Source organism: Pseudomonas sp. HLS-6 (assembly GCF_002753995.1).
Taxonomy (GTDB): Bacteria; Pseudomonadota; Gammaproteobacteria; order Pseudomonadales; family Pseudomonadaceae; genus Aquipseudomonas; species Aquipseudomonas defluvii.
In genome coordinates, this window is record NZ_CP024478.1 from 435,183 (window position 1) to 454,984 (window position 19,802).

Below are 19,802 nucleotides of genomic sequence, written 5' to 3' on the forward strand. Positions count from 1 at the left end.
CTGCTCGAGATACACAAGTGATCGAAAATCTCCGTAACATCGCCATCATCGCCCACGTTGACCATGGTAAAACCACCCTGGTAGACAAACTCCTGCGTCAGTCCGGCACTCTGGAGCGCAACGAGCTCAACGACGAGCGCGTGATGGACTCCAACGACCAGGAAAAAGAGCGCGGCATTACCATTCTGGCGAAGAACACCGCCATCAACTGGAACGGCTACCACATCAACATCGTGGATACCCCCGGCCACGCCGACTTCGGTGGCGAGGTTGAGCGCGTAATGTCGATGGTCGACTCCGTGCTGCTGCTGGTTGACGCTCAAGACGGCCCTATGCCGCAAACCCGTTTCGTGACCAAGAAGGCCTTCGAAGCCGGCCTGCGTCCAATCGTGGTAATCAACAAGGTTGACCGTCCAGGCGCGCGTCCTGATTGGGTTCTGGACCAGATCTTCGACCTGTTCGACAACCTCGGTGCTACCGATGAACAGCTGGACTTCAAAGTCGTCTACGCCTCGGCCCTGAACGGCATTGCCGGTCTGGACCACACCGACATGGCGGAAGACATGACCCCGCTGTACCAGTCGATCGTCGACAACGTACCAGCGCCTTCCGTTGACCGTGACGGCCCGTTCCAGATGCAGATCTCTGCCCTGGACTACAACAGCTTCCTCGGTGTTATCGGCGTTGGCCGTATCGCCCGTGGTCGCGTCAAGCCGAACACCCCGGTTGTAGCCATCGACGTTGACGGCAAGAAGCGCAACGGCCGTATCCTGAAGCTGATGGGTCACCACGGTCTGCACCGCGTTGACGTTGAAGAAGCACTGGCGGGCGATATCGTTTGCGTCAGCGGTTTCGACGAGCTGTTCATCTCCGACACCCTGTGCGACCCACTGAACGTCGAAGCGATGAAGCCACTGACCGTTGACGAACCAACCGTTTCGATGACCTTCCAGGTCAACGACTCGCCGTTCTGCGGTAAGGAAGGCAAGTTCGTCACCAGCCGTAACATCAAGGAACGTCTGGACAAAGAGCTGCTGTACAACGTTGCACTGCGCGTTGAAGAAGGCGACTCGGCTGACAAGTTCAAGGTTTCCGGCCGTGGTGAGCTGCACCTGTCGGTTCTGATCGAAACCATGCGTCGTGAAGGCTTCGAGATGGCTGTAGGCCGTCCTGAAGTAATCATCCGTGAAGTCAACGGCGTCAAGCAGGAGCCGTTCGAGAACGTCACCATCGACATCCCTGAAGAAGCTCAGGGCAAGGTCATGGAAGAGATGGGTCTGCGTAAAGGCGACCTGACCAACATGTCGCCGGATGGTAAAGGTCGTGTGCGTCTGGAGTACAACATTCCAGCCCGTGGTCTGATTGGTTTCCGTAACCAGTTCCTGACCCTGACCAACGGTGCAGGCATCCTGACCTCGATCTTCGATCGCTACGACACCATGAAGTCCGGCCACATGTCCGGCCGTCAGAACGGTGTACTGGTATCGGTTGAGACCGGCAAGGCACTGACCTACTCCCTGGAAACCCTGCAGGCACGTGGCAAGCTGTTCATCGAGCACGGTCAGGACATCTACAACGGTCAGATCGTTGGTCTGAACAGCCGTGACAACGACCTGGGCGTCAACCCTACCAAGGGCAAGAAGCTCGACAACATGCGTGCTTCGGGTAAAGACGAAACCATCGCTCTGGTTCCACCGGTTCGTTTCACCCTGGAACAGGCTCTGGAGTTCATCCAGGACGACGAGCTGTGTGAAGTTACGCCGAAGTCGATCCGTCTGCGCAAGAAGATCCTCGACGAAGGCGAGCGTACCCGCGCTGCCAAGAAAGCCAAGGCTAACTAAGCTCGGCTAAATGAAAACGCCCCCGGTCGAAAGGCCGGGGGCGTTTTTTTATGTGCGTTTGTCGCCAGCCAGGCCGACGACTACCCGTTGGTAGCGCTTAGCGCGCTGGAGGCTTTGGCTTGTAGGCGCAATAGCCCGGCCGAGGGCCGATTTTCGGGTGGTTGCGGCAGGTGTCCGGGCGCTTGTCGTAGATGGTGCAGAGGCGGCTCTTGCGGTCCAGGTACAGGCAATCGTCGTTGCTCATCCGCGCCAGGGTGAAGATGCCCGACTTCTGATTGAAGCGCTCGACAATCCCTTCCTTTTGCAGCCGCTTGGCAACGTTCTTCGGCGGCTCGTCCTTTTCAAATTCGTCGACCACCCCGATACGGATCAAGTCCTTGATGCGCACTTCCACTGGCAGGGTGCAGCAACTGGACATGCAGCCTCCACACATGTGGCTGGCATATTTTTGCCAGGTATCCAGGCGGTCTAGTTCAGCTGCTGCGATCAGGGTCGGTTTCATCGGGTTCGACTTTCGGCGGTCATACGGGCGCGCGATGATACCGGGGTTGGTGAAAGAATGAACAACCATTTGCCGGTTTTTCTCGATGAAAGTTTCTGGCGTCACGCAGAAAACCACGAACCAGGGCTGTCGGTCTGTGCTGGAGCGTCTAGGCTGATAGATCGCACCCGAACGTCAACCTGCTTGAGGACGACGAATGTCTCAGGAAACGCTTGCTCGTGACGAAGAGGTGGCGGCCTTCCGCGCCGCTGTATTGGCCAAACTGACGTATGCGGTTGGCAAGGACCCGGAGCACGCTTTCGACCATGACTGGTTTGAAGCCATTGCCCTGGCGGCCCGTGATCATATGGTCAACCACTGGATGGACCATACGCGGGAGATCTACCGAAGTAACCAGAAACGGGTCTATTACCTGTCACTGGAGTTCCTGATCGGTCGCCTGCTGTATGACAGCCTGAGCAACCTGGGCTTGCTTGACGTTGCACGTGAAGCCTTGACCGGGTTGAACGTTGACCTGGAGCGTATTCGCCTGCTCGAACCGGATGCTGCCCTTGGCAATGGTGGCCTGGGGCGCTTGGCAGCCTGTTTCATGGAAAGCATGTCAACGCTCGGTATTGCGGCGCACGGCTACGGCATCCGTTATGAGCACGGTCTGTTCCGTCAGGCGGTCGTCGATGGCTGGCAACAGGAGCAGACTGAAAACTGGCTGGATTTCGGTAACCCCTGGGAATTTGAACGGGCCGAAGTCATTTACCCCATCAGTTTTGGTGGCAGCGTGGAGACCGTCAAGCAGGCTGACGGATCTTCCCGGCAAGTATGGTGGCCGGCCGAGACGGTACGCGCGGTGGCGTACGACACGCCGGTCGTCGGTTGGCGTGGCGCCAGTGTGAACACGTTGCGCCTCTGGCGGGCGCGGGCGCTGGAAGAACTGCACCTGGAGCGCTTCAATGCCGGTGACCACTTGGGTGCCGTGGCTGAGGTGGCGCGCGCCGAGAGCATTTCGCGGGTGTTGTACCCTGCCGACAGCACCGAAGCCGGTCAGGAATTGCGGTTGCGCCAGGAGTACTTCTTCGTTTCGGCCTCGCTGCAGGACCTGCTGCGCCGCCACCTGAACATGCATGATGACTTCCTTAGCCTGCCCAAGCAGGTGGCGATCCAGCTCAACGATACCCACCCCTCGATTGCCGTGGCTGAGTTGATGCGGCTGTTGGTCGATCAACACGAAGTGCCCTGGGATACCGCCTGGCAGTTGACCGTCGATACCCTGGCCTATACCAATCACACGCTATTGCCCGAAGCGCTGGAAACCTGGCCGGTGGGCCTGATGGAACGGATGCTGCCACGGCACATGCAGATCATTTACCTGATCAATGCCTTCCATATCGACGCCCTGCGGGCCAATGGCATTCATGATTTCGATGTGCTGCGGGCGGTCTCGCTGATTGAAGAGGACAACGGGCGCCGTGTGCGCATGGGTAATCTGGCGTTTCTAGGGTCACACAGCGTCAACGGTGTTTCGGCGCTGCATTCCAAGCTGATGCGCAGCACGGTGTTTGCCGAACTGCACAAGTTGTACCCCGACCGGATCAACAACAAGACCAACGGCATCACCTTTCGCCGCTGGCTCTACCAGGCCAATCCACGCTTGACCGGCATGATGGTGGAGGCACTCGGTGCCGACTTGCTCGACAATCCGGAGACACGTTTGAGGGGGCTTGAGCCTTTCGCTGAACAGGCCGGCTTCCGCAAACGTTTCGCCGAGCAGCGCCTGCACAGCAAGCGGGTACTGGCGCAAATGATTCAGGACCGCTTGGGTATCACCATCAGCCCTGAGGCGATGTTCGATGTGCAGGTCAAGCGCATCCACGAGTACAAGCGCCAACTGCTCAACCTGTTGCATACCGTGGCGCTGTATCAGGCGATCCGTGCCGAGCCCGAGACCAACTGGGTGCCAAGGGTGAAACTGTTCGCGGGCAAGGCGGCAGCCAGCTACCACCAGGCCAAGCTGATCATCAAGCTGGCCAACGACATTGCCAAGGTGGTCAATAACGATCCGACGGTGCGGGGCCAGCTCAAGGTCGTATTCCTGCCCAACTACAACGTCAGCCTGGCGGAGAGCATCATTCCGGCGGCAGACTTGTCCGAGCAGATCTCCACTGCTGGTTATGAGGCGTCTGGCACCAGCAATATGAAGTTCGGCCTCAATGGCGCCTTGACCATCGGCACGCTGGATGGCGCCAACGTCGAGATGTCCGAGCAGGTCGGTGCCGAGCACATGTTTATCTTTGGCCTCACCGCCCAGCAGGTCGAGGCACGCAAGCGCAGTGGCGATTTCAGCGCCCATGCCACTGCAGCCGCCTCACATCGCCTCAATGATGTGCTTCATGCCATTCGTGGCGGAGTGTTTTCGCCGGATGATCCATCGCGGTACGTCGGGTTGATCGACTCGCTGCTGGCCTATGACCGCTTCCTGGTGTGCGCTGATTTTGACGCCTACTGGGAGGCGCAGCGGCGCGTAGAGGCGTTGTGGCGCGAACCTGAGCTGTGGTGGCGTTCGGCGGTACTCAACAGTGCGCGCATGGGCTGGTTCTCTTCGGATCGGACCATTCGCGAGTACGCCACCGAGATCTGGCATGCGCTGGAGTGAGTGGCTGCATGTGGCCCGAGGGGGTGAACTCTCGGGCCAATGTGCCGTCTGATCAGACGAGCCCGTCCTATTGCTCGCTAGCGCTTCACTCTCCCTGTAAACTGCGTGGGTTTTTTACTACCCCCTTCCTTCGGAGCCTTACATGTCCCGCGTTACCCTGAGTCGCTATTTGATTGAGCAGACCCGCAGCAACAGTACCCCTGCCGATCTGCGCTTCCTGATCGAAGTGGTGGCGCGTGCGTGCAAGGAGATCAGCCACCACGTCTCCAAAGGCGCCCTGGGCGGCGTCCTCGGCAGCATGGGTACTGAAAACGTGCAAGGCGAAGTCCAGAAGAAACTGGACGTGATTTCCAACGATATCCTGCTTGAGGCCAACGAGTGGGGCGGCCACCTGGCCGGCATGGCGTCCGAGGAAATGGACAACGCCTACCAGATCCCGGGCAAATACCCGAAGGGTGCCTACCTGCTGGTGTTCGACCCGTTGGACGGCTCTTCGAACATTGACGTCAACGTGTCGGTCGGCACCATCTTTTCGGTACTGCGTTGCCCGAATGAGTACCTGAGCCAGAACGAAAGCCTGAACGAGAAAGCCTTCCTGCAGCCAGGCACCAAGCAGGTTGCTGCCGGTTACGCGATCTATGGCCCGCAGACCATGCTGATCCTGACCCTGGGTGATGGCGTCAAAGGCTTCACCCTGGATCGCGAGCTGGGCAGCTTCGTCCTGACTAACGAGAACATCAGCGTGCCGGAAAGCACCGCCGAGTTCGCCATCAACATGTCCAACCAGCGTCACTGGGAAGCCCCGGTACAGCGCTATGTCGGCGAGTTGCTGGAAGGCGAAACCGGCCCGCTGAAAAAGAACTACAACATGCGCTGGATCGCGTCGATGGTTGCCGATGTGCACCGCATCCTGACCCGTGGCGGCCTGTTCATGTACCCACGTGACTCCCGCGAGCCTTCCAAGCCGGGCAAGCTGCGCCTGATGTACGAAGCCAACCCGATGTCGTTCATCATCGAGCAGGCCGGTGGTGCTGCCACTGACGGTCATCAGCGTATTCTCGACATTCAGCCAGACAGCCTGCACCAGCGCGTTGCAGTGTTCCTCGGCTCCAAGCAGGAAGTCGAGCGCGTGACCGGCTACCACAAGGAGTAATTCCATGCTCGCACCTTGGCAGCCGTTACTGGAGTGGTGGTTCGGTTGGGGCACCAGCCCTCAAGACGTGGCTGACGAGAAGAGCACCTTGTGGTTCGGCAAGCACCACGATGCCGAGGCGCATGAGCGCTTCGGTGATCTGGTCGAGCAGGCACTGGCTGGCGGCCTGGATGAGTGGTTGCAAAGCCCTCAGGGGTGGTTGGGCCTTGTATTGTTGCTGGATCAACTGCCGCGGATGATCTATCGCGATACGCCGCGAGCCTTCGATGGCGACCGGCGTGCACAGGTGCTGGTGATGCAGGGCCTGGACAAAGCCTGGGATTATCAGCTTTTGCCGATCCAGCGGGTGTTCATCCTGCTGGTACTGGAACATGCCGAAGTGCTGGACTGGCAGAATATCTGCGTCGAGCGTTACCGGCTGTTGCTGGCGGCCCAGCCTGAGTCTGATCGTCGCCTGTTCGAGGGTTTTCTCGATTATGCCGAGCAGCATCAGCGCGTCATAACCCGTTTCGGGCGCTTCCCGCACCGCAATCTGGTACTCGGTCGGCCCAGCACCGACGAGGAAATGGACTTCCTGCTGGAGCCGGGCTCTCGGTTCTAAGGCGCATCGCCGGCCTGGCCGGCGATGCAGCGCTGTTTAGATCCTGAAACTGCCGACCAGATGTTTCAAGCGGGTGGCCTGGTGTTCCAGGTCATTGCACGCCTGCAGAGTGGTTTGCAGGTTTTGCACCCCCTCCTGATTCAGCGTGTTGATCTCGGTGATGTCGACGTTGATCGACTCCACCACGGCGGTCTGCTCCTCGGTGGCCGTAGCGACCGATTGATTCATGCCATCGATCTCGCTGATCCGCTGGGTCACACTGCCCAGGCGCTCACCGGCCTGGTTGGCGATACCGACACTGCGTTCACTCTGGCTCTGGCTTTCGGTCATGGTGTTGACCGCATCCCGCGCCCCGCTCTGCAGTTCTTCGATGATCCGTTGTACCTGCTGCGCTGAGTCCTGGGTGCGATGGGCAAGGTTACGCACTTCATCGGCCACCACCGCGAAACCACGCCCGGCTTCACCGGCACGCGCTGCTTCGATGGCAGCGTTAAGCGCCAACAGGTTGGTCTGCTGGGAAATGCCACTGATGACGTCGAGGATTTGCCCGATGTTCACCGTGTTGGCGTTCAGGGTTTCGATATTGCCGCAGGAGTCGCTGATCTTCGTCGACAGCTGATTCATCACCGAAATGGTTTGATCAACCACCTGCTGACCGTCTTCGGCCAGGTTGCGCGCTTCACTGGAGTGTTGCGACGCTAGCGCGGCGTTTTGCGCGATCTCCTGTGCGGCGGCGCCGAGCTGGTTGATGGCTGCAGCAACACTGTTGGTCCGGCTGGCCTGCTGGTCGGCATTCTGAATCGAGGCGTTCGAGGCGCTGACCACGCGGGTGGCTACTTCATTGACCTGACCGGTAGCCGAGGACACTTCGCGGATCGACTCGTGGATACGTTCGACAAAGCGATTGAACGACTGCCCCAATGCACCGAATTCGTCCTGAGCATGGATGCGCAGCCGCTTGGTCAGGTCGCCTTCACCTTCGGCAATGTCGTGCATCGCACGGCCCATCACATGCAACGGCTCCATCAGCACGCGAATCAGCATGCCGAGCAGGCCGATGATGATCAGCACGGCAATCGCCATGGCAATCATCGCCGAGGTGCGGAACTCGCCGAGCATGGCAAAGGCCGCCTCTTGGTCCAGTTCCAGTGCGACGTACCAGTTGACCGACGGAATGCCGCTGACCTGTGTGAAACTGATGAACTTCTTGTGCCCATTGACTTCAACTTCCTTGAGCCCGCTGCCAATAGTCGGTGCACCTTGTGGGTACACATCGGCCAGTGTCTTCAGGTTCAACGAGCTGTCCGGGTGGATCAGGATCTTGCCGTCGCTGCCGACGATGAACGCGCGGCCATGCCCATCGAAGTTCAAGGCGTTGATGATCGAACTGATGGTGTTCAGGCTTGTATCGACACCCGTCACCCCAACCCGCCGGCCATCATGCTGCACCGGGGTCGCAATGGTAATGACCAGCTTGCCCATGGAGGCCGATACATAGGGCTCGGTGATAATGGTGCTGTTGGCGTTGCTGGCAGCCTTGTACCAGCCACGTGCGCGTGGGTCATAGTCGGCGGCACGGTTTCCGGCAGGCACTGACAACATGCTGCCATCCTCGCCGCCGAAGTAGGTCATCAGGAAGTTATCGCTATAGACCGACAACTCAATGCTGCGCGTCAGGCTGTCTTTTTGGGTGCCGTCCACGGCAATTTGCTGAGCCAGAGAATTCAGGATCTGAATACGGCTGCCTAGCCAGTTCTGGATGTTGCTGGTGGTCAGGCTGCCCAGTTCCTGCATCGATGCTTCGGTGCTGTCGCGCAGGGCCTCGCGTTGCCGGTAATCGTTGAACAGGATGAAACCGGTGAATGCGACGACGACCACAAGGGCCGCAGCGAGAAGGATCTTGTGGCTGAACTTCAGGTTTTTGGTCATTACGAGGTCTTTTTACGCAAGGCGAATCAATGGTGAGGGCGCGGCAAAAGGTCGCAGCGCACTCTAGGTGTCGTCCAAGCGGTAAAAAAGATTAATGCTCATTTCACCTGAGCCGACCAACGTCATCGATCAATGTTCTACTGCGGGGAACCACAGGGGCTTTTCCCCTTCTAAGCTGATGGCAGGCTATCCGCCCAGCCCCCTCATGTTCAGGAGTGACCTTTCATGTCGTTGCGTTCCCTCGCTCTGTTGTCCTTGTGCGTGTTTCTGACTGCGTGCAACAAAATCAATCAGGAAAACTACTCACGGCTCAAGGCGGGCATGGCAAAGGTCGACGTTGAAAAGCTGCTCGGCAAGCCAACTGATTGCTCAGGTGCGTTGGGCATCTCCAGCTGTACCTGGGGTGACAAAGACACCTTCATCAGTATCCAGTTTGCGGGTGACAATGTATTGATGTACTCAGGACAGGGGCTCAAATGAAACGACTCTCTCACCTGCTGGGGCTGAGCGCGGCTCTGCTTCTTGGCGGTTGCGCGCACTCTGATAGCGGGCCACTGCCGCCCAAGACAGTCGAGCGTGTCGACCTCAAGCGCTACCAGGGCACGTGGTATGAACTGGCGCGTTTGCCGATGTTCTTCCAGCGTGATTGTGCGCAATCTGAAGCGCATTACAGCCTCAAGCCAGATGGCAATGTCGGCGTTCTCAATCGCTGTCGCACCTTAGAAGGGGAGTGGCAGGAGGCAAGCGGTACCGCCACGCCACAGGTGCCAGGCAAGACCGACAAGCTCTGGGTCGAGTTTGATAACTGGTTCTCGAGACTGCTGCCGGGCGTCGCCAAGGGCGACTATTGGGTGCTGTACCTCGACGATGACTACCAGACCGCACTGGTTGGCAACCCGAACCGGCGTTACCTCTGGCTGCTCTCGCGCAAGCCGACGGTGCCGGCCTATGAGCGCGAAAGCCTGCTGGCCAAGGCACGCCAGCAGGGGTACGACACGACGCGCTTGATCTGGCGGGTGTCTGATCAGGATATTGCCAGGCAGCCGTGATTGCTTGCCTGGCTGGCCCCTGCATCAACTCCCGCGTCAGCCCAACAGTTCTCTCAGCACACGGGTAAAGGCCTGGGCGGTCTGTTCTTCGGCGGCATGATGGCCTTGGCGTACCACCCATTTGCCGTTGACCATCACATCGCGGACCTGACGATCGCCTCCGGCAAACAGCCAGCGATTGAGGATGCCATCGCCCTTGGCCGTTGCCAGGTAGGGGTCGTTGCCGTCGAGCACCAGCCAGTCGGCGCGGTGACCTTCTGCCAGCGTGCCCACCGGCTGCCCTAATGCTTGTGCTCCGCCACTGAGGGCTGCATCGAACAGTGTGCGCCCAACCATCGGCTGCTCCGCACGGTACAGTCGGTTGCGTCGCTGGTCGCGCAGGCGTTGGCCGTATTCGAGCCAGCGCAGTTCTTCCACCACGCTGAGCGAAACATGGCTGTCCGAGCCAATACCCAGGCGACCGCCACGGGCCAGGTAGTCGACTGCAGGGAAGATGCCGTCGCCCAGGTTGGCCTCGGTGGTCAGGCACAATCCAGCTACCGCGCCGCTGGCCGCCATCAGCGCGACTTCGTCGGCTTCGGCGTGGGTGGCATGGACCAGGCACCAGCGCTGATCAACCTCGGTGTTCTCGTACAACCATTGCAGTGGGCGTCGGCCGCTCCAGGCCAGGCAGTCGTCGACTTCTTTCTGTTGCTCCGCAATGTGTATGTGCACAGGGCAGTGTGGGTCGCTGGCGGCCATGACCTGAGCGATCTGTTGCGGAGTGACGGCGCGCAGCGAGTGGAAGCACAGCCCCAAATGTTGCGCGGGTTGCTGCGCCAGCAGTGGTGCCAGGCGCTCGTGTAGCCGCAGATACTGCTCGGTGTTGTTGATAAAGCGGCGCTGCGCATCGGTGGGCGCTTGGCCACCGAAACCTGAGTGGCTGTAGAGCACGGGGAGCAGGGTCAGGCCGATGCCGCTGTGGCTGGCAGCCTGGCTGATACGCTGGGACAGTTCCGTCGGGTCGGCATAGGGAGTGCCATCAGCATCGTGGTGCACGTAGTGGAACTCGGCGACCGAGGTGTATCCGGCCTTGAGCATCTCGATGTACAACTGGCGGGCAATCACTTCCAGTTGTTCCGGGCTGATCTGGCCGACCATGCGGTACATCAGTTCGCGCCAGGTCCAGAAGCTGTCATTGGGGTTGCCAACCACTTCAGCCAGGCCGGCCATGGCGCGCTGGAAGGCATGTGAGTGCAGGTTCGGCATGCCCGGCAGCAGTGGGCCTGCCACGCGTTCGGCGCCCTCGGCCGAGGCATCGGTATGGACGCGGCCGATTCGGCCGTCGGTACCGACCTCGATGCGGACATTGTTGGCCCAGCCGGTAGGCAGCAAAGCACGTTCGGCAAAGAAGACGGACATCGACACGGCACCTCGTTTTGTTTATTTGTATATACATATACAGACGTTTGCCTGCTGGGTAAACTCCGGCAATCTATGGAGTACTCATTTTGAACAAGGATCTCGACGTGCCGACACCACCTGTCTCCGCGCTGGTTGCCCAAATGGGCGAGGGGCCGGCGCCGCTGTATGCCCGGGTCAAGCAAATGATTGCCCTGCAAATCAAGAACGGTAGCTGGCCACCGCACCACCGTGTGCCGTCGGAAAGCGAACTGGTCAGTGAGCTGGGCTTCAGTCGCATGACCATTAACCGCGCACTGCGCGAGCTGACAGCCGAGGGGCTGTTGGTGCGCATGCAGGGCGTCGGGACCTTTGTTGCCGAGCCCAAGACCCGTTCCGCATTGTTCGACGTCAACAACATTGCAGACGAGATCGCCGCGCGGGGTCACAAACACACCTGCAAGGTGGTGACCCTGGCTGAAGAGGCCGCCGGCTCCGAGCGGGCGCTGGCACTGGATATGCGCGAAGGTCAGCGGGTGTTCCATTCGTTGATCGTGCATTACGAGAACGACATTCCGGTGCAAATCGAAGACCGCTTCGTCAATGCTCAGGTTGCACCGGACTACCTCAAGCAGGATTTCACCGTGCAGACCCCTTATGCCTACCTGTCCCAGGTGGCACCCCTGACCGAGGGCGAGCATGTGGTCGAGGCGATTCTGGCTGAGCCGGAGGAATGTCGTCTGCTGCAGATCGAGCAGGGCGAGCCGTGCCTGCTGATTCGACGTCGCACGTGGTCCGGCCGTCAGCCGGTGACGGCGGCACGTTTGATTCACCCTGGTTCCCGTCATCGTTTGGAAGGACGTTTCAGTAAATGAGTCAGATGCAGGTACTTCGCGCGGTCAATTACCCCCGCATGCCCTGGAAGAATGGTGGTGGTAGCACCGAAGAAATCGCCCGTGACGCCGGAGAGGGCCTTGAGGGCTTTGGCTGGCGTCTTTCGATTGCCGATATTGCCGAGTCGGGTGGCTTCTCCAGCTTTGCCGGATACCAGCGGATCATCACCGTGCTGCAAGGTGATGGCATGGTGCTGCAAGTCGATGGCGAGGCAAGTCGTGCACTGCTGCCCTTCGATGCCTTCATGTTCTCGGGTGAAAGTCAGGTGAGCTGCCGCTTGTTGGGTGGGCCGATCCGCGATTTCAACCTGATCTATGCGCCGCAGCGTTACCGCGCACGCCTGCAATGGCTTGATGGCGAGAGTCGTCTCTTCAGTTCGGCGCAGACGCTGTTGGTCTTCGCTGCTGGCGAGCAGGTTCGCGCCGCGCTGGGCGGGCATGCGGTGCAGACGCTGTCGCGCCACGATTGCCTGCAGGTCGAAGGAAACGCGGGGTTGCAGGCGCTTGAGCTGAGTGGACACTGCTGCCTGATCGAGCTGAGCCACTGCTGAGATTGTTACCGCGGTTACTGATGAGTTGCGCGCGGGTGTGTTACTGATTGACCCAAGGTGGTGCAACGCCACCTTGTCTGACGGCGTTGTTCTGCACCCCTGTCCCCCTCCCATACGTTTTCTTTTGCTGCCAGAACCCCGGATTTCTTGCGCTGCGTTGGCCGTGGCGTGCCTCTTTGGCAGTTCGTCGGAGAAGTTGGCACTTCAATTGCCTATGCTTGTACATACAAGTAAGTATGTGTTTGTATGAGTGTACATGGCAGCCCTGCTGCCATCCCGAATTTGCCTGCCACCACTGGCACGCTCGCCCACAGCCTGGGTTGGGCGGGATCGATCGCTTGAGGAGCCGTTACCGTGACTGACAAGAACATGAACAAATTCCGTGACGTCGAAATTCGCGCCCCGCGCGGCACTACGCTGACCGCCAAAAGCTGGCTGACCGAAGCGCCGCTGCGCATGCTGATGAACAACCTCGACCCTGAAGTCGCGGAAAACCCGAAAGAGCTGGTGGTGTACGGCGGCATTGGCCGTGCGGCGCGTAACTGGGAGTGCTACGACAAGATCGTCGAAAGCCTGACCAACCTGAACGACGACGAAACCTTGCTGGTGCAGTCCGGCAAACCGGTCGGCGTGTTCAAGACCCACGCCAACGCCCCACGCGTGTTGATCGCCAACTCCAACCTGGTGCCGCACTGGGCCACGTGGGAGCACTTCAACGAACTGGATGCCAAGGGCCTGGCCATGTACGGCCAGATGACTGCCGGCAGCTGGATCTACATCGGTAGCCAGGGCATCGTTCAAGGCACCTATGAAACCTTCGTCGAGGCCGGCCGCCAGCACTACAACGGCAGCCTCAAGGGCAAGTGGGTACTGACCGCCGGCCTGGGTGGCATGGGTGGCGCGCAGCCGCTGGCCGCAACCCTGGCCGGTGCCTGCTCGCTGAACATCGAATGCCAGCAGAGCCGCATCGACTTCCGCCTGAGCACCCGCTATGTCGACGAACAGGCCAATGACCTGGACGACGCCTTGGCGCGCATTGCCAAGTACACCGCTGAAGGCAAAGCCATTTCCATTGCCCTGCACGGCAACGCGGCTGAGATCCTGCCTGAACTGGTCAAGCGCGGCGTGCGTCCAGACATGGTCACCGACCAGACCAGCGCCCATGACCCGCTCAACGGCTACCTGCCAGCAGGCTGGACCTGGGAACAGTACCGTGACCGCGCACAAACCGAGCCGGCTGCCGTGGTCAAGGCGGCCAAGCAGTCGATGGCCGTGCACGTTCAGGCCATGCTCGATTTCCAGAAGCAGGGCATTCCGACTTTCGACTACGGCAACAACATCCGTCAGATGGCCAAGGAAGAAGGCGTAGAAAACGCATTCGACTTCCCAGGCTTCGTACCGGCTTATATTCGTCCGTTGTTCTGCCGTGGCATCGGCCCGTTCCGCTGGGCGGCCTTGTCGGGTAACGCCGAAGACATCTACAAGACCGACGCCAAGGTCAAGGAACTGATCCCTGACGATGCGCATCTGCATAACTGGCTGGAAATGGCCCGTGAGCGCATCAGCTTCCAGGGCCTGCCAGCACGTATCTGCTGGGTTGGTCTGGGGCAGCGCGCCAAACTGGGCCTGGCCTTCAACGAGATGGTTCGCCGCGGCGAGTTGTCGGCACCGATCGTGATTGGTCGTGACCACCTGGACTCGGGCTCGGTGTCGAGCCCGAACCGCGAAACCGAATCGATGATGGATGGCTCCGACGCTGTGTCCGACTGGCCATTGCTCAACGCACTGCTCAACACCGCCAGTGGCGCGACCTGGGTCTCGCTGCACCACGGCGGCGGTGTCGGCATGGGCTTCTCGCAGCACTCCGGCATGGTCATCGTCTGTGACGGTACCGACGAGGCCGCCGAGCGAATCGCTCGCGTTCTGACCAACGACCCGGCCACTGGCGTGATGCGCCATGCCGATGCCGGTTATCAGATCGCCATCGATTGCGCCAAGGAACAAGGCCTGAACCTGCCGATGATTACGCGCTGATTGGCGCGCAATGGTTGATACTGAATTAACGACAGGCGTAATCGCCTCTCTGTAGCGGAGCAACAACGTGACTGAATTGACCCTGAAGCCTGGCACCCTGACCTTGGCTCAGCTGCGTGCCATCTACAAGAACCCGCTGAAACTGAAGCTGGATGCCAGCGCCGACCAGCAGATCGACGACAGCGTTGCCTGCGTCGAGCAGATTCTTGCGGAAAACCGTACCGCCTATGGCATCAACACGGGTTTCGGCCTGTTGGCATCGACCCGTATCGCCAGCCATGACCTGGAAAACCTGCAGCGGTCGCTGGTGCTGTCTCACGCCGCAGGTGTCGGCGAGCCGATCTGCGATGAGCTGGTGCGCCTGATCATGGTGCTCAAGGTCAACAGCCTGAGCCGTGGTTTCTCGGGCATCCGCCGCAAGGTCATCGATGCGCTGATCGCGCTGATCAACGCGGAGGTTTACCCGCACATCCCGCTCAAGGGTTCGGTGGGGGCATCCGGTGACCTGGCGCCGCTGGCGCACATGTCGCTGGTCCTGCTGGGCGAGGGCAAGGCTCGTCATAAAGGCCAGTGGCTGTCGGCGACCGAAGCACTGGCAGTAGCCGGGCTTGAGCCGCTGACCCTGGCTGCCAAGGAGGGTCTGGCCCTGCTCAACGGTACCCAGGCGTCCACGGCCTATGCGCTGCGTGGCCTGTTCCAGGGTGAAGACCTGTTCGCAGCGGCCATGGCCTGTGGTGGCCTGACCGTTGAAGCCGTGCTCGGTTCGCGTTCACCTTTCGACCCGCGGATTCACGCCGCTCGTGGTCAGCGCGGTCAAATCGACGCAGCAGCCTGCTACCGTGACCTGCTGGGTGACGGCAGTGAAGTCTCGGCGTCCCATGAGCATTGCGGCAAGGTCCAGGACCCATACTCGCTGCGTTGCCAGCCTCAGGTCATGGGGGCTTGCCTGACCCAGTTCCGTCAGGCGGCCGAAGTACTGGTCATCGAAGCCAACGCCGTATCGGACAACCCACTGGTATTCGCCAAAGAGGGCGACGTGATTTCCGGCGGCAACTTCCACGCCGAACCGGTGGCCATGGCTGCCGACAACATGGCCTTGGCCATTGCCGAGATCGGCTCGCTGAGCGAGCGCCGTATCTCGCTGATGATGGACAAGCACATGTCGCAGCTGCCACCGTTCCTGGTGGCCAATGGTGGGGTCAACTCCGGCTTCATGATCGCGCAGGTCACGGCAGCAGCGCTGGCCAGCGAGAACAAGGCCCTGGCTCACCCGCACAGTGTCGACAGCCTGCCGACCTCGGCCAACCAGGAAGACCACGTGTCGATGGCGCCGGCTGCTGGCAAGCGCCTCTGGGAAATGGCTGACAACGTTCGCGGCATCCTCGCCGTGGAATGGCTGGCCGCCTGCCAGGGCCTGGACCTGCGTGAAGGGCTGAAGACCTCGCCGAAGCTGGAAACGGCTCGTCAACTGCTGCGCAGCAAGGTGGCTTATTACGAAAAGGACCGGTTCTTCGCGCCGGACATCGAGGCAGCCAGCGCCTTGCTGGCTGAAGGGCACTTGAACGGTCTGCTGCCGGCTGGCGTTCTGCCGAGCCTCTGATCCGTTGGGCTGATATCGCCTTTGCCGTACGGGCCCGAAAGGGCTCGTACCGCTTTTCGCCTACAAAAATAATCAGGACCGCGAAATGCAATCTCAATCGCAAGGACTCAAACGCGGGCTAACGGCTCGCCATATTCGTTTCATGGCCCTGGGCTCGGCCATTGGTACGGGCCTTTTCTACGGCTCTGCTTCGGCGATCCAGATGGCGGGCCCGGCAGTGCTGCTGGCCTACCTGATCGGCGGTGCTGCCGTCTTCATGGTCATGCGCGCCCTGGGGGAAATGGCCGTACACAACCCGGTTTCGGGCTCGTTCGGTCAATATGCCTCCACCTATCTGGGGCCGATGGCCGGGTTTGTGCTCGGCTGGACCTACGCATTTGAAATGGTCATTGTCTGTTTGGCCGACGTGACGGCCTTCGGCATTTACATGGGCTTCTGGTTCCCCGAAGTCGCGCGCTGGATCTGGGTGCTGGGTATTGTCTTCCTGATCGGCGGGCTGAACCTGTGCAACGTCAAGGTCTACGGCGAGATGGAATTCTGGCTGTCGCTGCTCAAGGTCGTTGCCATCGTCGCGATGATCCTGGCCGGCTTCGGCATCATGCTCTTCGGGCTGGGCAGCGCCAATGGCGACACGGTCAGTGGTATCGCCAACCTGACGGCCCACGGCGGCTTCATGCCCAATGGCGTGAGCGGCCTGATCGCCTCGTTTGCCGTGGTGATGTTTGCCTTTGGCGGTATCGAGATCATCGGTATCACTGCCGGTGAAGCGAAAGACCCTCAGCGCGTGCTGCCCAAGGCGATCAATGCTGTTCCGCTGCGGATACTGCTGTTCTATGTGCTGACCCTGTTCGTCCTGATGTGCCTCTACCCGTGGCCGCAGATCGGTACCCAAGGTAGCCCGTTCGTACAGATTTTCAGCAATCTGGGGATCGGTTCGGCTGCGGCCGTGCTGAACATTGTGGTGATCTCGGCGGCGGTATCGGCGATCAACAGCGATATTTTTGCCGCTGGGCGCATGATGTACGGCTTGGCTCAGCAAGGTCAGGCACCGAAGGGGTTCGCCAAGGTTTCCCGTCAAGGTGTGCCATGGATGACCGTACTGGTCATGGGTGTGGCACTGCTGAGCGGCGTCGTGCTGAACTACCTGATCCCGGAAAACGTCTTCCTGCTGATCGCCTCCATTGCCACGTTCGCCACGGTATGGGTCTGGCTGATGATTCTGGTGACCCAGGTCGCCATGCGTCGCAGCATGAGCCGTGAAGAAGCCGCACAACTGAAGTTCCCGGTACCGTTCTGGCCCTATGGTCCAGCGGCAGCGATCGCCTTCATGGTGTTCATCTTCGGTGTGCTGGGTTATTTCCCGGATACACAGGCAGCGCTGCTCGTCGGCGTGGCCTGGGTGGTGTTCCTGGTTGCCTCTTACCTGCTCTGGTGCAAGCCGCGCGTGGCTGTGGCGCCTGCTCAGGTATTGTCCAACACTCAACGATAGTCACGGAGACGGTGCATGAAAACCCTCTGGCAGCACTGCCATGTGGCAAGCATGGCGCAAGGTGTTTACTCGATCATCGAGGATGCGGCAATTTTGACGTCCGGCGAGCGGATCGAGTGGATCGGCCCGCGCCAGTCCCTGCCGGTCACGGCAGATGCCAGGGTGGTCGAGCTTAACGGTGCCTGGGTAACCCCGGGCCTGATCGACTGCCACACCCATACCGTGTTCGGCGGTAACCGCAGTGGCGAGTTCGAGCAACGCTTGCAAGGTGTCAGCTATGCCGATATCGCCGCCCAGGGTGGTGGTATCGCCAGCACCGTGCGCGCTACGCGCGCCGCTACGGAAGAACAGTTGTACGCCAGCGCTCGGCAACGCCTGCAGGCCTTGTTGCGCGATGGCGTGACCACCGTCGAAATCAAGTCCGGGTATGGCCTGGACCTGGCCAGTGAGCGCAAGTTGCTCCGGGTCATTCGTCGGCTGGGCGCCGAGTTGCCGGTGACGGTGCGCGGTACCTGCCTGGCGGCGCACGCCATGCCGCCGGAGTTCGCCGGTCGGGCAGACGACTACATTGAACACATCTGCACTGAAATGCTCCCGGCTCTGGCCGCTGAGGGGCTGGTCGACGCCGTGGATGCGTTCTGTGAATACCTGGCGTTTTCCCCGGCCCAGGTCGAGCGGGTGTTTATAAAAGCCCGTGAATTGGGCCTGCCGGTCAAATTGCATGCCGAACAACTGTCGTCGCTGCACGGCTCCAGCCTGGCGGCGCGCTATCAGGCATTGTCGGCGGATCACCTGGAGTTCATGACCGAGGAGGACGCCATCGCCATGGCGGCAGCCGGCACCGTTGCGGTGCTGTTGCCCGGCGCTTTCTACTTCCTGCGTGAAACCCAGCTGCCGCCGATGGACGCTTTGCGCAAGCACGGTGTGAAGATCGCCATCGCCACCGACCTCAACCCCGGGACCTCGCCAGGGCTGTCGTTGCGTCTAATGATGAACATGGCCTGTACGCTGTTCCGCATGACGCCGGAAGAAGCCCTGGCCGGGGTGACCCTGCATGCTGCCCGCGCCCTTGGGCTGGGAGACAGTCACGGGTCGCTGGAAGTGGGCAAGGTCGCCGATTTCATTGCCTGGGACATCGAGCGTCCTGCCGACCTGTCCTATTGGTTGGGCGGCGACTTACCCAAGCGGGTCATTCGCCATGGCCTTGAAACCCATTTTTGAAGAGCGTCTTTATGGATAAGGTTCTGAACTTTCACCAAGGCACCTTGCCGCTATTGATCAGCATGCCCCATGCCGGCGTGCGTTTGACACCGGCAGTCGAGGCCGGCCTGATCGAACCGGCACGCAGCCTGCCGGATACCGATTGGCACATTCCACGGTTGTATGACTTTGCGGTGAGCATGGGCGCCAGCATTGTTTCCGCCGAATATTCACGGTTTGTCATCGACCTCAACCGTCCAGACGATGACCAGCCGCTGTATACCGGTGCCACCACCGGGCTGTACCCGGCCACCCTGTTCGACGGTACGCCGTTGTTCAAGGAAGGGCTGACGCCATCGGCCCGCGAGCGAGCTGACTATCTGGAGCGTATCTGGCGGCCGTATCACGACACCTTGCGCCAGGAACTGGCGCGTCTGCGTGAGCAGTTCGGCTACGCGCTGCTGTGGGATGCCCACTCGATCCGCTCGCACGTCCCGCACCTGTTCGACGGCACGCTGCCGGACTTCAACCTGGGCACGTTCAATGGGGCCAGCTGCGACCCGCAACTCGCCGAGCAGTTGCAAGCGGTGTGCGCTTGCGCCGAGGGTTACAGCCATGTGCTGAACGGGCGCTTCAAGGGTGGGCATATCACCCGTCACTATGGTGACCCGGCCAGGCACATTCATGCGGTACAGCTGGAGTTGGCGCAGACTACCTATATGGAGGAAGTCGAGCCGTTCCATTATCGCGAGGATCTGGCGCAACCCACCCAGCAGGTGCTGGAACGCCTGCTCAACGCAGCAGTGGCCTGGGGCAAGGCGCGCTACGCAGTGTGAACGGTTTTATGCGGTGTCAGATGTTGCGGGGGGCATGCTCAAAGCGCAATTCGGGTTTATGATGCCCAACGGCAGAATAATTCCCCCACACGGAGTG

Annotated in this window: 16 protein-coding genes and 1 pseudogene; 13 read left to right on the forward strand and 4 right to left on the reverse strand. The window is 60.3% G+C overall.

The genetic code is table 11. The features are described from left to right. The first annotated feature begins 17 nt into the window (after window positions 1-17). Window positions 18-1,841 carry a translational GTPase TypA gene (typA, locus tag CS390_RS01920; protein WP_099773353.1) on the forward strand — a complete coding sequence of 608 codons (1,824 nt, stop codon included), beginning with the start codon at window positions 18-20 and terminating at the stop codon, window positions 1,839-1,841. Between the two features lie 97 nt (window positions 1,842-1,938). On the opposite strand, the gene CS390_RS01925 is transcribed toward typA, so the two are convergent. Beyond that, complete coding sequence (locus tag CS390_RS01925; protein WP_065760654.1) at window positions 1,939-2,343, reverse strand: YkgJ family cysteine cluster protein; 405 nt, start codon at window positions 2,341-2,343, stop codon at window positions 1,939-1,941. A 196-nt stretch (window positions 2,344-2,539) separates the two neighbouring features. Between CS390_RS01925 and CS390_RS01930 the strand changes: the two genes are divergently transcribed. From CS390_RS01930 to CS390_RS01940, 3 genes are all read left to right on the forward strand, one after another. After that, entirely contained in the window at window positions 2,540-4,990 is a 2,451-nt protein-coding gene (locus CS390_RS01930; RefSeq protein WP_099773354.1) for a glycogen/starch/alpha-glucan phosphorylase, read from the forward strand. Between the two features lie 142 nt (window positions 4,991-5,132). Next, a complete protein-coding gene (locus tag CS390_RS01935) occupies window positions 5,133-6,143 on the forward strand; it encodes a class 1 fructose-bisphosphatase (protein WP_065760634.1) in 1,011 nt (336 codons plus the stop codon). Between the two features lie 4 nt (window positions 6,144-6,147). Next, a complete protein-coding gene (locus CS390_RS01940; protein ID WP_065760635.1) occupies window positions 6,148-6,744 on the forward strand; it encodes a DUF924 family protein in 597 nt (198 codons plus the stop codon). A 36-nt stretch (window positions 6,745-6,780) separates the two neighbouring features. Here the strand turns inward: CS390_RS01940 and CS390_RS25555 are convergent, their stop codons facing one another. Together CS390_RS25555 and CS390_RS25560 are read right to left on the reverse strand one after the other, a co-directional pair. Continuing rightward, window positions 6,781-7,611: a methyl-accepting chemotaxis protein gene (locus CS390_RS25555; protein ID WP_371918252.1), complete on the reverse strand. Its 831-nt coding sequence runs from the start codon at window positions 7,609-7,611 to the stop codon at window positions 6,781-6,783. Between the two features lie 24 nt (window positions 7,612-7,635). Next, window positions 7,636-8,673 (reverse strand): annotated as a pseudogene (locus tag CS390_RS25560) (cache domain-containing protein); the annotation flags it as partial. Between the two features lie 225 nt (window positions 8,674-8,898). On the opposite strand from CS390_RS25560, the gene CS390_RS01950 reads away from it, so the two are divergent. Both CS390_RS01950 and CS390_RS01955 read left to right on the forward strand, forming a co-directional pair. Next, on the forward strand, window positions 8,899-9,153 hold the full coding sequence (locus CS390_RS01950) for a hypothetical protein (protein WP_065760637.1): 255 nt from the start codon (window positions 8,899-8,901) through the stop codon (window positions 9,151-9,153). Then, window positions 9,150-9,722, forward strand: a complete 573-nt coding sequence (locus CS390_RS01955) for a lipocalin family protein (RefSeq protein ID WP_099773356.1) — start codon at window positions 9,150-9,152, stop codon at window positions 9,720-9,722. Before CS390_RS01950 ends, CS390_RS01955 begins: the two co-directional genes overlap by 4 nt. A 36-nt stretch (window positions 9,723-9,758) precedes the next feature. Here the strand turns inward: CS390_RS01955 and CS390_RS01960 are convergent, their stop codons facing one another. Then, a complete protein-coding gene (locus tag CS390_RS01960; protein WP_099773357.1) occupies window positions 9,759-11,123 on the reverse strand; it encodes a formimidoylglutamate deiminase in 1,365 nt (454 codons plus the stop codon). 143 nt (window positions 11,124-11,266) lie between these two features. Here CS390_RS01960 and hutC point away from each other — a divergent pair, with 143 nt between their 5' ends. The 7 genes from hutC (at window position 11,267) to hutG (ending at window position 19,705) form a co-directional block, all read left to right on the forward strand. Further along, a complete protein-coding gene (hutC, locus tag CS390_RS01965) occupies window positions 11,267-11,977 on the forward strand; it encodes a histidine utilization repressor (RefSeq protein ID WP_177442432.1) in 711 nt (236 codons plus the stop codon). Then, the gene (locus tag CS390_RS01970; protein WP_099773358.1) at window positions 11,974-12,546 is read left to right on the forward strand and encodes a HutD family protein; all 573 of its coding nucleotides are present in this window, start codon (window positions 11,974-11,976) and stop codon (window positions 12,544-12,546) included. The genes hutC and CS390_RS01970 overlap by 4 nt, the downstream gene beginning before the upstream one ends. A gap of 369 nt (window positions 12,547-12,915) precedes the next feature. After that, on the forward strand, window positions 12,916-14,580 hold the full coding sequence (hutU, locus tag CS390_RS01975) for a urocanate hydratase (protein WP_176717446.1): 1,665 nt from the start codon (window positions 12,916-12,918) through the stop codon (window positions 14,578-14,580). Between the two features lie 67 nt (window positions 14,581-14,647). After that, complete coding sequence (gene hutH, locus CS390_RS01980; RefSeq protein WP_065760642.1) at window positions 14,648-16,180, forward strand: histidine ammonia-lyase; 1,533 nt, start codon at window positions 14,648-14,650, stop codon at window positions 16,178-16,180. An 85-nt stretch (window positions 16,181-16,265) separates the two neighbouring features. Continuing rightward, on the forward strand, window positions 16,266-17,669 hold the full coding sequence (locus tag CS390_RS01985) for an amino acid permease (RefSeq protein WP_099773359.1): 1,404 nt from the start codon (window positions 16,266-16,268) through the stop codon (window positions 17,667-17,669). Between the two features lie 15 nt (window positions 17,670-17,684). Next, window positions 17,685-18,890, forward strand: a complete 1,206-nt coding sequence (gene hutI, locus CS390_RS01990) for an imidazolonepropionase (protein WP_099773360.1) — start codon at window positions 17,685-17,687, stop codon at window positions 18,888-18,890. A gap of 11 nt (window positions 18,891-18,901) precedes the next feature. After that, on the forward strand, window positions 18,902-19,705 hold the full coding sequence (gene hutG / locus CS390_RS01995; protein ID WP_099773361.1) for an N-formylglutamate deformylase: 804 nt from the start codon (window positions 18,902-18,904) through the stop codon (window positions 19,703-19,705). The last annotated feature ends 97 nt before the right edge of the window (window positions 19,706-19,802 follow it).

What these genes read in the sequence shown, in the direction of transcription:
- CS390_RS01925 (WP_065760654.1), bottom strand. Translation starts at nt 2,343, where the DNA reads ATGAAACCGACCCTGATCGCAGCAGCTGAACTAGACCGCCTGGATACC.
- CS390_RS01930 (WP_099773354.1), top strand. Translation starts at nt 2,540, where the DNA reads ATGTCTCAGGAAACGCTTGCTCGTGACGAAGAGGTGGCGGCCTTCCGC.
- CS390_RS01935 (WP_065760634.1), top strand. Translation starts at nt 5,133, where the DNA reads ATGTCCCGCGTTACCCTGAGTCGCTATTTGATTGAGCAGACCCGCAGC.
- CS390_RS01940 (WP_065760635.1), top strand. Translation starts at nt 6,148, where the DNA reads ATGCTCGCACCTTGGCAGCCGTTACTGGAGTGGTGGTTCGGTTGGGGC.
- CS390_RS01950 (WP_065760637.1), top strand. Translation starts at nt 8,899, where the DNA reads ATGTCGTTGCGTTCCCTCGCTCTGTTGTCCTTGTGCGTGTTTCTGACT.
- CS390_RS01955 (WP_099773356.1), top strand. Translation starts at nt 9,150, where the DNA reads ATGAAACGACTCTCTCACCTGCTGGGGCTGAGCGCGGCTCTGCTTCTT.
- CS390_RS01960 (WP_099773357.1), bottom strand. Translation starts at nt 11,123, where the DNA reads ATGTCCGTCTTCTTTGCCGAACGTGCTTTGCTGCCTACCGGCTGGGCC.
- hutC (WP_177442432.1), top strand. Translation starts at nt 11,267, where the DNA reads ATGGGCGAGGGGCCGGCGCCGCTGTATGCCCGGGTCAAGCAAATGATT.
- CS390_RS01970 (WP_099773358.1), top strand. Translation starts at nt 11,974, where the DNA reads ATGAGTCAGATGCAGGTACTTCGCGCGGTCAATTACCCCCGCATGCCC.
- hutU (WP_176717446.1), top strand. Translation starts at nt 12,916, where the DNA reads ATGAACAAATTCCGTGACGTCGAAATTCGCGCCCCGCGCGGCACTACG.
- CS390_RS01985 (WP_099773359.1), top strand. Translation starts at nt 16,266, where the DNA reads ATGCAATCTCAATCGCAAGGACTCAAACGCGGGCTAACGGCTCGCCAT.
- hutI (WP_099773360.1), top strand. Translation starts at nt 17,685, where the DNA reads ATGAAAACCCTCTGGCAGCACTGCCATGTGGCAAGCATGGCGCAAGGT.
- hutG (WP_099773361.1), top strand. Translation starts at nt 18,902, where the DNA reads ATGGATAAGGTTCTGAACTTTCACCAAGGCACCTTGCCGCTATTGATC.